The sequence below is a fragment of the Actinacidiphila oryziradicis genome, from assembly GCF_005047355.1.
GTDB lineage: Bacteria > Actinomycetota > Actinomycetes > Streptomycetales > Streptomycetaceae > Actinacidiphila > Actinacidiphila oryziradicis.
This window is the reverse complement of record NZ_SUMC01000086.1, coordinates 14,252-30,158: the sequence shown is the minus strand read 5'-3', so window position 1 is coordinate 30,158 and position 15,907 is coordinate 14,252. Positions and strand designations below refer to the sequence as shown.

Sequence of the window (15,907 nt, the reverse complement as noted above, 5' to 3'; positions counted from 1 at the left end):
GCCAGACCGCGCAATATGGACTCGCGTTCCTGCACGCACAGCGGGTTCCCTTGACTCAACTGCCGCAACCTCCGGTTCAGCGCAAAGTGATCATGATCTCACGATGCACTGACCAGTTGAGAGCGCCACTCCCTGACCGAGGGGGAGCGGTACACATTCGCGCTGAACAATCTCGCAAGGATGTTCGGCCGCCAGGTCTTCGACAACTTCACCGGGTCGGGAGCGACCCAGTCCTGGGCGAGGGCCCGTTACGCGCTCGGGGAGGCGGTCATCTTCACCCCCGGCCAGTTGCACGAGCACCACCCCGCCACCCGGACCAGGGAAGGCCGGATCCACTTCGCCGGAGAACACACCAGCTTGAAACCCGCCTGGATCGAAGGGGCGTTGGAGAGCGCGGTGCGGGCCAGCCTGGAAGTCAACGACCGCTGAGCCCGGGTGGTGAACGGCGGCTGGTTCCCCACGGCAGCCGTTCACCACCGTCCGGCCGCAGAGTGTCGCAGAGTGAGGAATCGAAGTGAGGTTGTTGGCATTGGAGGAATCCGCACGCCGCACGCCGTGGACCGCCTCCACCCGGCGGCGACGCCTCACGACCGCCGTGCTGGCCGGCGCGGTGCTGGGTATCGGAATCACGGCGGCCTTCACCAGGCAGGCGTCGGCCGCGCCGCGTGCACGGGGCCCGATGGTGCCGGCGTCGGCAGAGCGGGACGGCCCGGACAGCCGGATCCGTCCCTTCCCGTGGGGAGCCCACGTGTCCGTCGGGTGTTCATCCACCGCGGCCCGGCACCTGGGCGCCGATACGGTCGGCTGCGGGCTCTCCGCGGTGGTCTGCGTCGGTGACGTGCGCATCCGGCAGTCCATCGGCCTGGGGACGTACTACCCGGTCTCCGCGGTGACCCGGCTGAGCATCGATGTGGGCGACCCCTGCACACGGGAATCCCCGAAGCCGCCGGTCGTCCCGCCGAAGCCGCCGACCCCCGCCCCGCCACCGCCTCCCCCCGTCCGCCCGACACCAGGCCCACCGGCGCCGGCCCCGCCGAGGCACCACCCTCGCCCCGCCCGCCCGGCACCGCCGCCGCGTTCCGCCGCCTTCGTACCCGCCCCGCCCAGCGGTCCCCGGGCCCCCGCACCCGTCTCGCGTCCCACGGCGCCCGCCGGGATCCGGCTCAATCCGCCCATCGCGCAAGAGGCACCCGATCCGCGGCCCGACGACTCGGGGCGGTGGTGGCTGCTTTCCATGATGGCCGTACTGCTCCCCGCCGTGCTCGCGGCGACTCTGCCCCGCTTCGTCAACCGCCGTCACTGACCACCACCCTCCCTGCCACGGCAGCCATCGGAGTTCCATGTCCATGTATCTCGTCAGCGTCCTGTGCACGCTCGGTGGCGTCGCCGTCGCACTCGTCCTCGGCAGGCTCCTCGGCAGCGGAAGACGCGCGGCCACCAGTGAGTTCAACGGTCAGGCGCTGTCCCTGATCAGCAGCGTGCTGCTCAGCTCATTCATCCTGCTGACTGGCTTTCAGGTAGCCGGCAGCTGGTCCGCGTTGAGCACCGCGCGATCCCGCACCTACGACGAGGCCCGGGCGCTGACAGACACCTACTGGGCGGCGGGCGGCCTGGCCGACGCCGACCGCACGAAGGTACGCGGCCTGCTGAGGCAGTACACCGAAGAGGTGCGGAACGTTGAGTTCGCTGCCCTCGCCCAAGGGCACACCAGCCCGGAGGCGTGGAGCGCGCTGGACCACGTGCGGGCGGCGGTCGGCGTGGCGTCCGCCGTACGGCCTGACCAGCAGACCGCGAAGGCCGCCGCCCAGTCCGCTCTGGGAACCGTGTACCAGACGCGTGCCGACCGGGCCGCACAGGTCAGGGCGGGGATGCCGCTGATCACCTGGCTGGCCCTGCTGGTCGCGGGTATTTTCCTGATCGCCTTTCCGGTGGTTCTCGGGCTCACCGCCACACCACGCCACCTGGTGGCGCTGTGCTTCACGGGTGCGGCGGTGGCCTTCGCCATCTGTCTGACGGCGCAGCTCAACCACGCCTTCCAGAAGCCGTTCGCGGTACGGCCCACCGCGTTCTCCTTCGCCGAAGCGCGCTTCCGGCAGATGGACGGCTAATATCGCCGCTCGGCGGCGTCGCGCCCCGTACGCCGGGCCGGGCCGGGTTACGTCACACGGTGAGCCTGACGGCTTCGAGCCAGATGCCTGCCCATAGGTCACCGGGATCTCGCTCCATCATGCGATGCGGTTGTCGGTGCCCGCTGGGATGCTGGATGGAGAACGTAGCCCGAGGTCATGACCAGATGCCGCTTCCCAAGACGGCTGGGCCGCCCGCGCGGATCATCGAGGACGTCACAAAAAGCCGAGGCGTTCGGTGGGATCATGACGCGTGCTACTTCGGTAACTCCCCGTCAAGGGTCAGGAGCGTGTCATGACCGAGCAGCCGCCCGTCCCGCAGGCGGTGCTGAGCCCGCTCACCGGCTCGGCCGTTTTCCTGGTCGTGACCATCGACCCAGGCGCGGAGCCCGTCGTGCGGGAGCTGCTGCCCGACCTCGCCGGGCTGGTGCGCGCGGTGGGCTTCCGGATTCAGGAGGGGACGCTGACCTGCGTCACCGGCATTGGCTCCGCGGCCTGGGACCGGCTGTTCAGCGGCCCGCGCCCGGCGGAGCTGCATCCCTTCCGGGAAGTGGCCGGCGCCCGGCACACCGCGATCGCGACCCCGGGGGATCTGCTCTTCCACATCAGGGCCGGCCAGATGGACCTCTGCTTCGAGCTGGCGTCCCAGATCATGGACCGGCTGCGCGGCGCGGTGACCGTCTGCGACGAGGTGCACGGTTTCAAGTACTTCGACGAACGCGATCTGCTCGGCTTCGTCGACGGCACCGAGAACCCCACCGGACCCGCTGCGAGCACCGCCGTCATGATCGGCGCCCGCGATCCGCAGCAGGATCCGGACTTCACCGGCGGCAGCTACGTCATCGTGCAGAAGTACCTGCACGACCTGACCGCGTGGAACGCGCTGCCGGTCGAGACACAGGAACGGGCGGTCGGCCGCACCAAGCTCTCCGACATCGAACTCCCCGACGACGTCAAACCGACCGACTCGCACGTCGCACTCAACACCATCACCGACCCCGACGGCACCGAACGGCAGATCGTGCGCGACAACATGCCGTTCGGCGCTGCCGGGACCGGTGAGTTCGGCACGTACTTCATCGGCTACTCCAGCACCCCGGACGTCATTGAGCGGATGCTGGAGAACATGTTCATCGGTGATCCCCCGGGCAATCACGACCGGCTGCTCGACTTCTCCACCCCGGTCACCGGAAGTCTGTTCCACGTCCCCACCGCCGACTTCCTCGACGACCCGCCTCCCGCACCGGAGGCCGGGGCCCCGGAAGAGCAGCCCGCGGTCGTTCCGGTGGCACCCCCAGTCGTTCCGGTGGCAGCCGACGGCTCCCTTGGTATCGGCGACCTGAAGAGGAGTACCCCTCGATGAACAATCTGCACCGCGAGCTGGCGCCCGTCTCGGACGCCGCCTGGGCCGACCTGGAGGCCGAGGTCCGCCGCACCTTCACCCGCCATCTCGCCGGGCGCAGGCTCGTCGACGTACCCGAACCGGCCGACAGCACCCTGGCCGCGATCTCCACCGGGCACACCTCACCGGTCGATCCGCCCGCCGAGGGCGTCACCGCCCGGCTGCGCCGGTCCCAGCCGCTGGTCGAGCTGAGGGTGCCCTTCACCGTGGACCGCGAGGCCGTCGACGACGTCGAACGCGGCGCCAAGGACCCCGACTGGCAGCCCGCCAAGGACGCCGCCCGCCTGACCGCCTTCGCCGAGGACCGTACGATCTTCGAGGGATACCCCGCCGCCGGCGTCGCCGGCATCCGGGCCGCCTCCAGCAACGCCCCGCTGACCCTGCCCGCTGAGCCCCTCGACTACCCCGACAGCGTCAGCCAGGCCATCACCGCCCTGCGCCTGGCCGGCGTCGACGGCCCGTACTCCCTGGCGCTCAGCGCCGACGCATACACCGCCGTCAACGAGACCTCCGACCACGGCTACCCCATCCACGAGCACCTCGCCCGCCTTATCGACGGCGAGATCATCTGGGCACCCGCCATCACCGGCGCCTTCCTGCTCACCACCCGCGGCGGCGACTTCGGACTCCACATCGGCCAGGACCTGTCCATCGGCTATCAGTCCCACGACGCGACGAGCGTCGAGCTCTACCTCCAGGAGTCCTTCACCTTCCTCGCCCACACGAGCGAGGCGGCGGTGGCCCTGACCTGATCCATGGCAAACCGAAAGCCTCCCCCAGGAGTCCGGGGGAGGCGGCGTAGCGACTCTCGACGTCGGTGCGGACGGGGTCAGCGCTCTTCGCGGAAGAGGACGTGCTGGCCCACGGTGGGGTCGTACTTGCGCAGGACCAGGCGGTCGGGGTCGTTGCGGCGGCTCTTACGGGTCACATAGGTGTGGCCGGTGCCGGCGGTGGAGCGCAGGGTAATGACGGGGCGGGTCTCAGTTCGTGCCATGGGGCGGGGCCTCCAGAGGATCAGGCCTGGATCCTGCCCCCGTAAGTAGGGATGGGATCCATTTTCGTTGGCTCTCTGCTCACCGTAACGCCGTACCCCCCTGCCGCATTCCCGCTGGGGGCATGCTGCGATCCTTCCGGGCATCCGCCGCCGACCGAAGGGGCCTGTCAGTCCCAGAGCCGCGCGGTGTCGAGCCTGAGGGCGTAGGCGCCTTCGGGCCCGCCGACCGTGAGGCGGGAGTCACGGGAGAGGGCGAGAGCCCGGCACGGTACGAGAAGAGGGATGGGGCGGACGCGGCCGGTGAGAATCTGCCACAGGTGGAGCGTCGCGTCGCTCCAGGCGACGGCGAGGACGGGGCCGTGGGCGGTCTGGGCGGCAGCCATGGCAGTGACGAGGGCGGGGCGCTGTTCGACGGGGGCCGGCATGGGGTCGGCGGAGGTTTCCCAGAGCCGGACCGTGCCGTCCATGGCCGCGCTCATCACCAGGGTGTGCTGGTCGTCGGGCTGGGCCAGACAGGCCACGGCGGTTACGGGCGCAGAGTGCAGGGCACGGGAGTGGGGGACGGTCTGCGGGGTTTCCATGCTCCAGACGTGGGCGTTTCCCTGTTCGTCGCCGATGACCGTGATTCCGCCGTGGGGGCACTGGCCGAGGGCGGAGGGCCGCAGGTCCGGGTTCCTGAGGGCGGCCTGCCCGTGGTGGGCCGCGATGTGGCCGAGGACGGCGGTGGGGTCCTCCCCGGCGGGGTACAGGGCGCCGGAGTCGGTGAGCAGGAGCAGCGACCGGTCGTGGCGTACGGCGATGCCCTGCGGGCGCGCGGTGCTCGACGAGGGGACGGGCACGGCGGCGGTGCTGCGGCCGGTGGCCGCGTCGAGGAGGGTGAGGTCGCCCAGCGGGTCGGCTGCGAGCAGTTCCCCCTGCCCGTCCCCTGGTCCGCCGGGTACGGGTGCGAGGGCGGTCAGGGCCGCGTCCGGCCGGGACCAGACGGCCGTGAAGACGTGGCCTTCGGCGAGGGGCAGTAGATAGCGGGCGAGGGCGGGGCCGGCGCCCAGCGCGGCGGCGTGCAGGAGGGCGGCGCGCTGGGCGGCGCTGTGCTCGGGGTCCGACAGCTGGGGAGCCGCCAGCCGCCAGGTCTGCCGCAACCCCGGCGGGGCCGGTATGCGCTCGTCGGCCAGGCAGGCCGCGATGGACACAGGGGAGCCGTGGAGCAGGAACCCCGGGTCGGTGAGCAGCGCACGGACGGCGTGCACGGAGTCGGGGGCGAGCAGCGTCTGGTCGAGGGCGTGTTCGCGGACGGCCTCCGGGGCCAGGTCCCAGAGCGGGCGGCCGTCGGAGGTGCGGCGGAGCTGTGCGGTGAGGTCGCCGTCGCCTTCCGACGGCTCCGCGAAGTTCCCGAACGGTTTGTCGCCGACGTCGATGGTCAGAGTGGGTTCGGCAGGTCGGGCGGGTTCGGCGGGTTGAGCGGGCGCCCAGCCGTCGAGGAGGCCGCTGTCCCCGACCTCGACGATGGCGCGGGTCTGCGGAAGCTCCAGCAGGGGGAGGAGAAGGTCCTGGACCAGGGTCGCCGGATGGGCCGGCGGGCGGTCCGCGGGGCCGCGCCCGGAGCGGTGGAGGTCTGGCACGAGCAGCAGCAGGGGCCGCTGATCGACGGTGAGGCGGTCCAGCAGCCGAGCCGGCGAAAGCGGGCCGTAGCCGAGTTGCCGGCTCAGTTCCCAGGCGAAGGCGTCCGTGAACAGTCCTGCCGAAAGGACCGTCGCGTGAACGGTGGTGCGGGGGTGGCCGGCCGAGCCCATGAGGAACCAGGCCAGCAACTGGCTCTTGCCGCTGCCCCTGGCACCCCGGACCAGGCAGACCCTGGGGTGCCCCGGGGAGGTGCCGGCTGCCCAGTTCAGCACTGCCCGTCCGTGGGCTGCCGTGACTCCTTCCCGCGGCGGCCAGGCGGTGACATCGGGACCGCCCGGCGCGGAAACGGTGCTCATTGTCCGGCCGCCCGACCGTCGGCGTTTTCGCGCAGTCGCCGGATGCCCTCGGCTCGGGAGTCGGCGGACTCGCCGTAGGGGAAGTTGTGCGTCATCTCGGCGTGCGGGAAGACCTGTGCCAGCCACATGGAGCAGTAGTGGCCGGGCATGAAGCAGGGTTCCAGGTCGGTGTGGATGCGCAGGACCTGCTCCGGTTCGACTCCGGCCGCGTTCAGACCGGCCCACAGCCGTTCCTCGGGGTGCAGGGCGATCGCGCCGGACTGGGTGACGATCCGCTTGCCGTCTGTGGCGTCGAGGTATTCGAAGGCCGCGTAGTTCTCGACGCTCGCGGTGTCGCGGATGTCGTCGAGCACCAGGGCCCACCAGTTCTCCCGCTCCGCGAGCGCCTGCGGATCACCCGCCCGCAGCCGCTCCGTCAGCCTGTCGAAGGCCGAAGAGGCGGTCTGCGGCTGATCGGTGCTCAGGATGACGCGCAGGGCCTCGCGCAGCTCCACGAGGCCGGAGGCGAAGGCTTCGGGCGAGGAGTTGACGAAGCGATGGGCTTCGTCGAAGTCCAGCAGCACCGCCCATACCGTGCCCTCGGTGTCGGCGCACAGTTCGAAGCCGCTGTCGCCGCCCAGCCGCGCCCAGGCCGCGCACTCCTCACGGGCGACACCGTGGCCGGTCGCGGCGGCGTACTCGCCCAGCGGTACCGGGTCGTCGTCACGGGTGGCGAAATAGGGGCCGACTTGCCCCGGTACGGAGATCCCGGCAAGGAGGCGGGTGGGCGCACTTCCGGGGTCCTCGGGGTCGTTCGGTCCAAAGGTCCGCAGTGGTCCGTCATCAGTCACCGGGTCAGTCACCGGGTCGGCGCTCCTTGGGCGGGTCAGTAATCGTATTCCGGGTCCACGATGGACGTGAGGCGTCCGCGTCCGACAAAGCCCCGAGATTGCTCTCCGGGACGGTGACCAGTTCGTCCGACTCGAATACGGCCTCAATCTTTTCGCGACTGAGATCGAGAGAGGTGCTCACGCGCTCTTCCTGTCAGTAGTGGTGTTCGGGGTCCACGATATACATGAGGACCTCGAACCAGCAGGAATCCGGGTTTTCCAGAGCGGCCGGGTCCACGGAGGCCATCGTCTCCCGGATACGCAGACGCGTGGCTTCGAGTTCGGCCGTTCCGTTGGATTCCCACTCGTAGTTCGGGCTCTCGGCCTTGAGAAGATACAGGAAGTGGACAAAGGATCGCAGGCTGCTGTTCACCAGATAGATCTCATCGTCCTGGGGCAGGCAGTAGACCTTCCCACTGTCCGGGTCGAACGCGATATCGTCGTAGGGGAAAAGCCCCAGACCGATCCAGCCGTCCGCACCCGGCGGGACCTGGTCGAAACGGTCGGAGAGTTCCCAGTCCCACTCCGCGACCCGCTCCAGCCGCTCGCCGATCCCGGCGTCCAAGTCGAACCACGGGTTCTCCCAGACCGGAATTCCCAGCGTCCGCAGCACCTCCCTGGCGTCTGCGTTCGTCACGGGTCCGAGAATACTCTCCGGCGATGTGATCAGTTCATCCGGCTCGAACACGGCCTCGAGCATGTCGCGGTTGAGGGGGCTGCTCATACGCTCCGGTCCTGTCATAGGTAGATAATAATATGCGGAATTTTATCTACTCAGTTGCAGCTGGTCAAGGTAGGACCTCATGAGGGTGTTTCCTTGCTCTCTTGACGCCTTGTCGCCATATTCGACGCTATGGCTCACCTGTGTTCCCGGGAATCTCTCCGCCATCCAGGAACTACAGTTGGCCTTGTCGGAACAGGGTTCTCGTTCCGTATAGAGTTCACGTATTCGGGCCGGTTCCCCCTCTCTCAGGAACGGCGTTCCGATCATTCGTTCCGAATGTCGGCGTCCATTACTGCGGGCCACGAGAAGAAAGTCTCCGCTACCGTCCGCGCTGCGGACTCTCGCAGCCGCGTAGTTGTTGCTTGTGAATGTCCCGTCCGTGTTCCGAGTACCGTAACTGTTGTCCGCGTGGCGGCCGAGCTGGGTGGCGCGGGAAAGGTCAGTGCTGCCCAGGGGAACCTCCTGGGACGATGCCTGCGGCCGCGGGTTGGTCCGCCCTTCCTGCTTGTTCTTGAGTTTGGCGTTCTGTTCGCCTTTGGCCGGGCGTCCGATCGACGTGCCGTCAAGCCCGAGCTTCGCCCTGTCCTCGTCCGTCAGGTCGGAGTGGGAGCGGTCAGGGTGCAGCCGGCGAATGGTCCCGTCATCGGCCATGTGGTAGACGCGCGGCTCCTCGAGCCGGGGACGCTTGGCGATGTTCTCCAGCTCCGCCGCGTGCTTGGCGTCGTTCTCCAGATGGTTGTCGGCGACCCGCTTCAGCCGATTTCCGGTGTCGTGATAAAGGTCCTTGACGGCCTTGCCGGTGTCCTCGCCCAGGGTTTTGGCCAATTTCCCCGCGCCGTGCTCCAGCGCCTGGACGATCTTGTTGGTCATTCGAAGCTCACCCCCGCCGCCTTGACCTTGAACTCTGCAGCGTGGGAGGCGATCTTCTCGGCGTGGCCGTGCATCAACTCCGCGCGGCCGTGGAGTTCTTCCGGGTGGATGGAGAAGCCGGTCCCGGCGCCGCCGGCGCCGCCATCGGCGGAGACCCCGAGGGCGGCCTCGGCGGTCTGGAACATCAGACCGCTCACCGCCCGGCCGACAACCTCGACCAGTGGGTTGATGGCAGCCTCGATGACCTCGCCGAGGATGTACTGCTCCAACTGCTGTTCGAGGTAGTCAACCGCCTTCTCGGCCGCCTCCACGATCAGCAACTCGGCGGCTTCGGCCAGTCCGAGGGTGGCGACGGCAGCCGCCTGGTCGGCCACGAACGAAACCGCCAGGGCGACGAGTTCGGCGATGGCGACGCCCTTCATGGCGACGATGACGTCGGCTGCGGCGTCCAGCGCTGTGGCCACCGTGTGGCAGGCCGTGACCAGTTCGGACATGTGGGTGGAGGACATCTGCCCCCACTTGGCCAGCAGGGCGTCGTAGGAAGCGCCCTGGTAGACATCGGCCATCTTCTTGATGGTGGCCGTGGAGTCCTGGTGGGTCTCGTCCACCTTCGAGGCGAAGTCACGCACATGGGTAGCGAACTCGCGGACCTTGTCCTCGTTCACATTCGGCCAGTTGATGCCGATGAACTGAAGCAACGAGACAACTTCATAGGGTAGTTCGATCGCCACAGTGCATGCCCCCGTCAAGTCATGGCCTTGGCCAGACTTGCGCGCGGCCGGTCCGCTGGCGACAGGTGGCGGGCAAAGCTTCGGTAACGAAACGTTCCCTCTGCCCCGGACCGGGCCCGGAACGCGGGCCCGCCGTGTGCGGTCGACACCTCTGGGCAACGGCCTGGCCAGCAGAGGAACCGCGCCCCAGGCCCTGGCCCGTCCGTTCAGGATCTCCCGGACGACCGTCCGGAGCCGGCACATGTACATCGGTGGGGCTCGCCTATCGCTCCCTCCCACTTCGTCGCGTCGGGGAGGACCGATGCGTCAAGGCGGTTGGGTCTGTTCCGGCTGCGCGACTGGTAGCCCGGTTACCGCGAACCTGCTCGCCTCACAGGGCAGTTGACGGACTCCGCAGCCACTTCCGCCCAGACCGTCTTGCCGATGGGGACACGAGGAGTTGCACCCCAGCGTGTGGCCAGCATGTCGACGAGGAGCAGGCCACGGCCTGATTCGTCGTCGAGGGAGGGGACCGGGGAAGCGGTCGGGGGCTGGTCCGGGCAGGCGTCGGAGACCTCGATGCGGATCGTGCGCCTCCGGGCCTCGAAGGCAAGACGGAGGTGGAAGTCGCGGCCGGGGACGTGGCCGTGGCGTACGGTGTTGGCAGTGAGTTCCGCGACCAGCAGGGCAACGGTGCAGGAGGTGTCCGACGCGGGCGGATAGCCCCACTCCCCCAGGTGCTGCACGGCGAGCCGCCGGGCGAGCTGCGCCTTTCGGGTCGATGAGGCGAACTGCCTGGCGAACGCGTGGTGTTCCCACTTCGGGTCCTCGTCCGGCGTGGTCAGTGTCTTGAGCACGGTGTCGCCCATCCCAGTCCGTTGATCTGTCGTGACGTTCTGTGCTCAAGAATCGTCCGACTGGCCTACGCTCGAAAGGTGACGAAGCCTTACCTTTCACCCCGTAAGGAACGGAAGTGACGCCTTGGCCAAGGAAATTGACCCCGGATCGTCGATGGCAGCGCTGTTCGGTTCACGGGTCCGCAGACTCCGTACGGCCGCCGGGCTGACCCAGGCCGAACTGGGCGGGAAAACACATGTGGTCAGCACCCGGATCACCCAGATCGAGCGGTCCTCCGGGGCCAAACCGACGCTTGAGCTGGCGCGTGCACTCGACGCCGTCCTCGGGGCGGACAACCTGCTGGTGGATCTGTGGCCGTACGTGTACCGGGAGGCGTTCCCGGACTGGTCGCGGGCGTTCATGGCGTACTCGGAGCGGGCGGTGTCCATCGGACAGTACGCGGCGCATGTGGTGCCCGGTCTGCTGCAGACCGAGGCCTACGCGCGGGCTGTGCTGAGCGTCGGCCTCTCGCTCGAAAGTGAGGAGCAGTTGGAGGAGCGGGTCGCCGCACGGCTGGGGCGGCAGGAACGGCTCGGTTCATCCGATCGTCCCGGCCTGTGGGTCGTGCTGGACGAGGCCGTGCTGAGACGTCCGGTCGGCGGCCGGGTTGCCATGCGGGAGCAGTTGGCCAGGTTGCTGGAGGCGGCCGCCGAACGCCACATCACCGTGCAGGTACTGCCGTTCGACCAGGGCGAGCACGACGTGATGGGCGGGTCCCTGACAGTTCTGACACTGCCGAACGGCACCGAGGTCGCTTACACGGAAGGTGCCCATTACGGCCAACTCATCGAGGATCCGGCAGAGGTCAAGCGCTTCACGGTGACCTACGATCGGCTGCGGGCAGTAGCCCTGCCCCCGCTCATGTCGCTCGACATGATCCGATCCGCGATGGAGGGCAATGACCGTGGAGCGAATGTCCCGTCCCGATCTGAACGGCGCCGACTGGCGCAAGAGCAGCTACAGCAATCAGGAGGGGGGCGACTGCGTGGAGGTGGCGAACGGATTCCCCGGCGTCGTGCCCGTCCGTGACAGCAAGGACCCCCAACGCCCGGCGCTGGTCTTCCCGACTGCGTCCTGGGCAGCCTTCATAGGCGAGTTGAAGGCCGGCCACCGCATCTGACCTGGCCGGGAACCGGCTGCGGTCGGTCTCCCGGCCCCGCCGGACCCTCGTGTGCGGGGGTCCGGCGGGCCACGCGCCTCCCTAAAGAACCGGGAGAAAGAACCACCTACCCTCCCTCCCCTCCCCCACGTCACCCGCAAGGGTGACTGGCTTGCGGGGGCGGGATTCGGGCGGTTAGGTTCGCCGCAACAACCACAGACAGAAGACGGCCCCCGCCGGGACGGCGAATCCCGAACGAGGGCCTGACCGACCAGGAAGCGAAACCTTCCCGATGGCTGGACCGCAGTCTAACGCGCCCTTGCGCGCCGACGCCGGAGCACCGAGCTCCGGTGTGATCCATGTCCGTACCCGCCTCACCGCCGACTTCACTGTGATCGCCAACGCCCTCGCGCAGCGGCGCGGAAGCGCGGTCACGGTCGGCGTCGCGGCGTACATCCTCTCGCTGCCGGACGGCGCGTCCGTGAGCATCGCCGCGCTGTGCGAGCACTTCACCGAGGGAGAGATCCTGATCTCGCGGGCGCTCAGGGAGCTGGAGGAAGCGGGCTACCTGGAGCGCCGCCGCGAGCGCGGGCCCGGCGGCCTGATCCGCACCCGGACCTACTTCTACGACGTACCGGGCCGGGGCCTGCCCACCCCGCCACCGCCCACGCCACCGCGTCCTCGGAGGCCTGCGGCGGCGGCACCCGCGCAGACACCCCGGCCGGCGCCTACGCCGGTCCGTCCACCGGCACCGGAACCCGTGCGCAGCGCCCCGACGACGCCGGAGACCGGGGCGGCGCCGACCCCCAAGCCCCTTCTTGCACCCGCGTCCCCGCCCTCACTCGCCGAAGCCGATCCGCAGGCGGTCGTCATCCTCGCCTCGCTGCGTATCGTCGATCCCCGGCTGATCCTCTCCGCACGCGAAGTCGCCCAGCTCGCTCCGACCGTCACGCGGTGGCTCGCGGCAGGCGTCGGGGCCGCCCAGCTCACCGATCTGCTCACCACCCGGCTCCCGGACCACATCCAGTCCCGCCCGGCCCGCCTCCTGGCCTTCCGGCTCAGCGAGCCGCCCCTCCCCGCGCCCGACCCGGTCGCCGCACCGGCCGTCCTGCCCTGGCAGACCTGCGACGGCGGCTGCGAGCGCGCCTTCCGCGGAGCGGAACCCGGCCGCTGCCGCGACTGCCCTCCCGACAACGGCGTGACCACCGCAGGCCCGGCCAGCATTCACGCCGATCGCCTGCAAACGGCTTGCTGAAGGTGTCGCTGTCGTCGTCTGTCATGAGCCGCAGTAGTGGCTGGCCCGGCTTGGGCGCGTCCAAGAAGGAGGCCCGCTGGAACAGCTTGGTCTCGCTTGCCGGCGGGGCACCCGGACGTTCTTCGTGTCCTTGCAGCGCAGCTGCGGCATCGCTGGCATATGGATTGTCGGCTCCCTGTCGACTGCTGGCCACATGGCTCTGACCTGGGGGTTCGTCGTGCTTCACAGGAGAAGGGACCCCCGCTTGGCAGCGCGACAGCCAGCTTGCCAAGCCCCACGCCATCAGGCCTCTGACCAGCGAAAACGCGATGAAATTCACACTTCGACGCACGCTCAATCCTAGCCAGCGCGTAACTTATTTGGTACGCTCTTCATCGACGGACTAAGGGAGGAGGGGAGACACCAATGGCAACCGAGCACGGCGCCTTCTGGGAAGACCTCGCAGAGGACTTGCAGGACCCTGAGTTCCTTCGGCATTACGTGGTTGAGTCGATCCGCATTGCCACCATCGACCGGATCGTGAACGCGCTGGACGAGGCACGTGACGCGGCAGATCTCTCCAAGGCCGCGCTGGCTCGCGCGATCAGTGCTGAGCCCGCTGTCGTGCGGCGGCTGTTCTCAGCGGGGCATGTCAACCCAACGCTGGGCACACTGGCTGAGGTGGCGGCCGCACTGGGAATGCGGATCACCCTTGAGCCGCTTCCAGCAGCCGAGCGGGAGTCGGTGACCGCCCCACTGCTGGAAGGGCGGGCAGCAGACACTCGTGCGCTCGCCAAGCACCTCAGCAAGCTGCGGAGCACGAAATCTCGCTCAGGTGCCGCCGCCTAGCTCAGCGTGCTGTCACTGCGTTGAGCGGGGATTCCGCTTCCGGTACTCCTCGCCCAGATCCCGCACCGCCTGGTAGTCCCCATCCGACAGGACCGTGCGGAACGGCTTGTCCAAGCCGGTGACCACGACGAGCAACGGCTTCTCGACCCCTTCCGCCGCGTAGTCCAGCAAGCAGAACAGACGGTAGTGATGACGTCGGGGCCCGTCGACGCGCACCTCGTACCAGCTGGCCATGTCTCCCTTCATAGCCTCCCAGTACCCTCCCCCGGCGAAGCGCTTCGGCGGCGCCGCGGCCACAGCGGCGAGAACTGAACGCATGGTCGAGCGCACCTTGAGGGGGCACACATCACGCAAGAACGCACGCCCTGGAGAGATCTGCTGGGGATCGTCGTCGGAGTGCCGCCGGAAGTACACCACCTCATGTGCATCGTCGCTGGAGGGGCCGGTCCTCACCTGCGTCGCCGCCGCAGCCCGCGGCGAGGACCGGCGGCGGTCACGTGGATCAGGAGTCACAGCGGGATCATCGCGCAGTAGCCGATCCTTTGGGGGTGCTTTGCCCATCTTCGGCCCCTGGAGCGGGTCTACGGACTGAGCGGGGCCGCGGTTCCTTTCCGGTTCGACGTCCACGCCCTGATCTTCAGCAAGGACGCGGTTGGCTTGGAAACCCAACTGCACCAGGAATTCGCGCCACGCAGGGTCAATCGCGTGCCGATGGGCAGTCAGTTACGGCTCTCCCACAGCACGTGCAGGGTGGGCGGCTTGCGGAAGACCAGACCGTACGGAGCGGCGCGGCGGTCCGGGTCGAGGCGCAGGGCGGGGAGTCGTCCGAGCAGTCGTTGGAGGGCGATGCGGGTCTCCAGCCGGGCGAGGTGCGCGGCGAGGCAGTGGTGCGGGCCGTGGGCGAAGGCGAGTTGGAGACGCGCGTTCTCACGGCGGACGTCGAAGAGGTCGGGGGCGGGGAAGACGGCCGGGTCGCGGTTGGCACCGGCCAGGGAGACGGTGACCAGGTCACCCCGGCGGATCGTGGCCGGGCCGAGGTCGGTGTCACGGGTGGCGTAGCGGTCGACGACCGCAGCGCCGGGTTCGAGGCGCAGCGATTCCTCGATCGCGCCGTCGAGCAGGTCGGCGTCGGACTGGACGAGAGCGAGCTGGTCCGGGCGTTCCAGCAGGTGCAGCAGCGCGTTGGTGATCATCGCCTCGGTGGTCTCGATGCCGCCGAACATCATCACCGCGGCGTTGGACGCCACCTCGGGCAGCGTGAGCCGCCCGGCGGCGGAGACGAGGAGCGAGGTACCGCCCCCGTCGGCGACGGTGGCTTCCACAGCGGCCCGCAGCTGCGCGTATGCCGCCGTTCCGGCGGGCGCGGCCTCGTGTCCGGCGGTGATCTCCGAGACCGACCGCACGATGGCGTCGTACCAGGACAGCACCGTGGCCGCGGTGGTGCCTTCCAGGCCGAGTGCCTCGGTGACGACGGCGACCGCGAGCGGGCCGGCGAAGGCACGACGCAGTTCGGCGGCGCCCGCCTGTTCCAGTGCGGTGATCAGCCGGTCGGTCTCGCGCTCGATGAACCCGGCGAAGCCGTCACGCACCTCCCGGGGGCGGAAGGGAGCGGTGAAGGGCTCGCGGTGGCGGGTGTGCTGGTCACCGTCGAGGGACAGCATGCTCGGCCCGACGACCTGCGCGGTGGAGAACCGGGGGTCGTCGACGGTGAAGGTCGCGGCGTCGCGCATCACGTTCAGCGCGAGGTCGCGACGGGTCACCAGCCAGCCGTCCAGCTCGGGCAGCCAGGACACGGGCTCATGGGCACGGAGCAGCGCCAGTCGCGGGTGCGGATCCCGGGCGAGTTCGGCGAGAGTGGTCACGGCACCGAGCGGGAAGGAGCCGCCGGCGCTCACCGCGAGCCCCGGCCGGGCTTTGGGAAACCGATCACAATCGAGGGTAACAACCACTCCGGGGCAGGGACGAGGGCGGCGCCCGACCCGATCGCCACACCGGCCGTCCTGCCCTGGCAGACCTGCGACGGCGGCCGCGAACGCCCCTTCCGCGCGGCCGAACCCGGCCGCTGCCGCGACTGCCCTCCCGACAACGACGTGACCACCGCAGGCCCGGCCATCACTCACGCCGATCACCTGCAAACGGCGTGCTGAGCCGACGAGT

Annotated in this window: 19 protein-coding genes and 1 pseudogene; 11 read left to right on the top strand and 9 right to left on the bottom strand. The window is 69.2% G+C overall.

The features are described from left to right. The first annotated feature begins 132 nt into the window (after positions 1-132). The 5 genes from FCI23_RS43030 (at position 133) to FCI23_RS43010 (ending at position 4,280) form a co-directional block, all read left to right on the top strand. On the top strand, positions 133-429 hold the full coding sequence (locus FCI23_RS43030) for an FAD-dependent oxidoreductase (RefSeq protein WP_265737819.1): 297 nt from the start codon (positions 133-135) through the stop codon (positions 427-429). 85 nt (positions 430-514) lie between these two features. Continuing rightward, positions 515-1,303, top strand: coding sequence for a hypothetical protein (locus FCI23_RS58735; RefSeq protein WP_211265710.1), 789 nt, complete (start codon positions 515-517; stop codon positions 1,301-1,303). A gap of 37 nt (positions 1,304-1,340) precedes the next feature. Further along, positions 1,341-2,108 (top strand): bestrophin-like domain, encoded by a 768-nt coding sequence (locus tag FCI23_RS43020; protein ID WP_246144619.1) that lies wholly within the window; start codon positions 1,341-1,343, stop codon positions 2,106-2,108. Positions 2,109-2,421: 313 nt separating this feature from the next. Then, the gene (locus tag FCI23_RS43015; RefSeq protein ID WP_136729502.1) at positions 2,422-3,489 is read left to right on the top strand and encodes a Dyp-type peroxidase; all 1,068 of its coding nucleotides are present in this window, start codon (positions 2,422-2,424) and stop codon (positions 3,487-3,489) included. Next, positions 3,486-4,280 (top strand): family 1 encapsulin nanocompartment shell protein, encoded by a 795-nt coding sequence (locus FCI23_RS43010; protein ID WP_136729501.1) that lies wholly within the window; start codon positions 3,486-3,488, stop codon positions 4,278-4,280. Before FCI23_RS43015 ends, FCI23_RS43010 begins: the two co-directional genes overlap by 4 nt. A 77-nt stretch (positions 4,281-4,357) precedes the next feature. On the opposite strand, the gene rpmG is transcribed toward FCI23_RS43010, so the two are convergent. The 7 genes from rpmG to FCI23_RS42975 all read right to left on the bottom strand — a co-directional run bounded on the left by rpmG (position 4,358) and on the right by FCI23_RS42975 (position 10,540). Further along, entirely contained in the window at positions 4,358-4,522 is a 165-nt protein-coding gene (gene rpmG / locus FCI23_RS43005) for a 50S ribosomal protein L33 (protein ID WP_136729500.1), read from the bottom strand. A gap of 167 nt (positions 4,523-4,689) precedes the next feature. Further along, complete coding sequence (locus FCI23_RS43000; RefSeq protein WP_136729499.1) at positions 4,690-6,498, bottom strand: WD40 repeat domain-containing protein; 1,809 nt, start codon at positions 6,496-6,498, stop codon at positions 4,690-4,692. After that, positions 6,495-7,340 (bottom strand): nucleic acid/nucleotide deaminase domain-containing protein, encoded by an 846-nt coding sequence (locus FCI23_RS42995; protein WP_136729498.1) that lies wholly within the window; start codon positions 7,338-7,340, stop codon positions 6,495-6,497. The genes FCI23_RS43000 and FCI23_RS42995 overlap by 4 nt, the downstream gene beginning before the upstream one ends. Before the next feature lie 181 nt (positions 7,341-7,521). Then, positions 7,522-8,067, bottom strand: a complete 546-nt coding sequence (locus FCI23_RS42990; RefSeq protein WP_246144621.1) for an SUKH-4 family immunity protein — start codon at positions 8,065-8,067, stop codon at positions 7,522-7,524. A 66-nt stretch (positions 8,068-8,133) separates the two neighbouring features. Continuing rightward, a complete protein-coding gene (locus FCI23_RS42985; RefSeq protein WP_136729496.1) occupies positions 8,134-8,961 on the bottom strand; it encodes a nucleic acid/nucleotide deaminase domain-containing protein in 828 nt (275 codons plus the stop codon). Next, a complete protein-coding gene (locus FCI23_RS42980) occupies positions 8,958-9,692 on the bottom strand; it encodes a WXG100-like domain-containing protein (RefSeq protein ID WP_136729495.1) in 735 nt (244 codons plus the stop codon). Before FCI23_RS42980 ends, FCI23_RS42985 begins: the two co-directional genes overlap by 4 nt. A 350-nt stretch (positions 9,693-10,042) precedes the next feature. Further along, positions 10,043-10,540 (bottom strand): ATP-binding protein, encoded by a 498-nt coding sequence (locus FCI23_RS42975; RefSeq protein ID WP_136729494.1) that lies wholly within the window; start codon positions 10,538-10,540, stop codon positions 10,043-10,045. 142 nt (positions 10,541-10,682) lie between these two features. Here FCI23_RS42975 and FCI23_RS42970 point away from each other — a divergent pair, with 142 nt between their 5' ends. The 4 genes from FCI23_RS42970 to FCI23_RS42955 all read left to right on the top strand — a co-directional run bounded on the left by FCI23_RS42970 (position 10,683) and on the right by FCI23_RS42955 (position 13,750). Continuing rightward, complete coding sequence (locus FCI23_RS42970; protein WP_136729505.1) at positions 10,683-11,597, top strand: helix-turn-helix domain-containing protein; 915 nt, start codon at positions 10,683-10,685, stop codon at positions 11,595-11,597. Further along, complete coding sequence (locus FCI23_RS57290) at positions 11,554-11,688, top strand: DUF397 domain-containing protein (RefSeq protein WP_246144618.1); 135 nt, start codon at positions 11,554-11,556, stop codon at positions 11,686-11,688. The genes FCI23_RS42970 and FCI23_RS57290 overlap by 44 nt, the downstream gene beginning before the upstream one ends. A 271-nt stretch (positions 11,689-11,959) precedes the next feature. Then, a complete protein-coding gene (locus tag FCI23_RS42960; protein WP_246144617.1) occupies positions 11,960-12,922 on the top strand; it encodes a hypothetical protein in 963 nt (320 codons plus the stop codon). A gap of 405 nt (positions 12,923-13,327) precedes the next feature. After that, the gene (locus FCI23_RS42955; protein ID WP_136729492.1) at positions 13,328-13,750 is read left to right on the top strand and encodes a helix-turn-helix domain-containing protein; all 423 of its coding nucleotides are present in this window, start codon (positions 13,328-13,330) and stop codon (positions 13,748-13,750) included. A gap of 12 nt (positions 13,751-13,762) precedes the next feature. On the opposite strand, the gene FCI23_RS42950 is transcribed toward FCI23_RS42955, so the two are convergent. Next, a complete protein-coding gene (locus FCI23_RS42950) occupies positions 13,763-14,068 on the bottom strand; it encodes a hypothetical protein (protein WP_211265709.1) in 306 nt (101 codons plus the stop codon). 219 nt (positions 14,069-14,287) lie between these two features. Here FCI23_RS42950 and FCI23_RS63325 point away from each other — a divergent pair. After that, positions 14,288-14,443: pseudogene (locus tag FCI23_RS63325) on the top strand (GIY-YIG nuclease family protein); the annotation flags it as partial. A gap of 26 nt (positions 14,444-14,469) precedes the next feature. Here FCI23_RS63325 and FCI23_RS42940 read toward each other — a convergent pair. Continuing rightward, a complete protein-coding gene (locus tag FCI23_RS42940) occupies positions 14,470-15,645 on the bottom strand; it encodes a cytochrome P450 (RefSeq protein WP_136729491.1) in 1,176 nt (391 codons plus the stop codon). Between FCI23_RS42940 and FCI23_RS42935 the strand changes: the two genes are divergently transcribed. Beyond that, entirely contained in the window at positions 15,550-15,897 is a 348-nt protein-coding gene (locus FCI23_RS42935; protein ID WP_169317208.1) for a hypothetical protein, read from the top strand. The genes FCI23_RS42940 and FCI23_RS42935 overlap by 96 nt on opposite strands. The last annotated feature ends 10 nt before the right edge of the window (positions 15,898-15,907 follow it).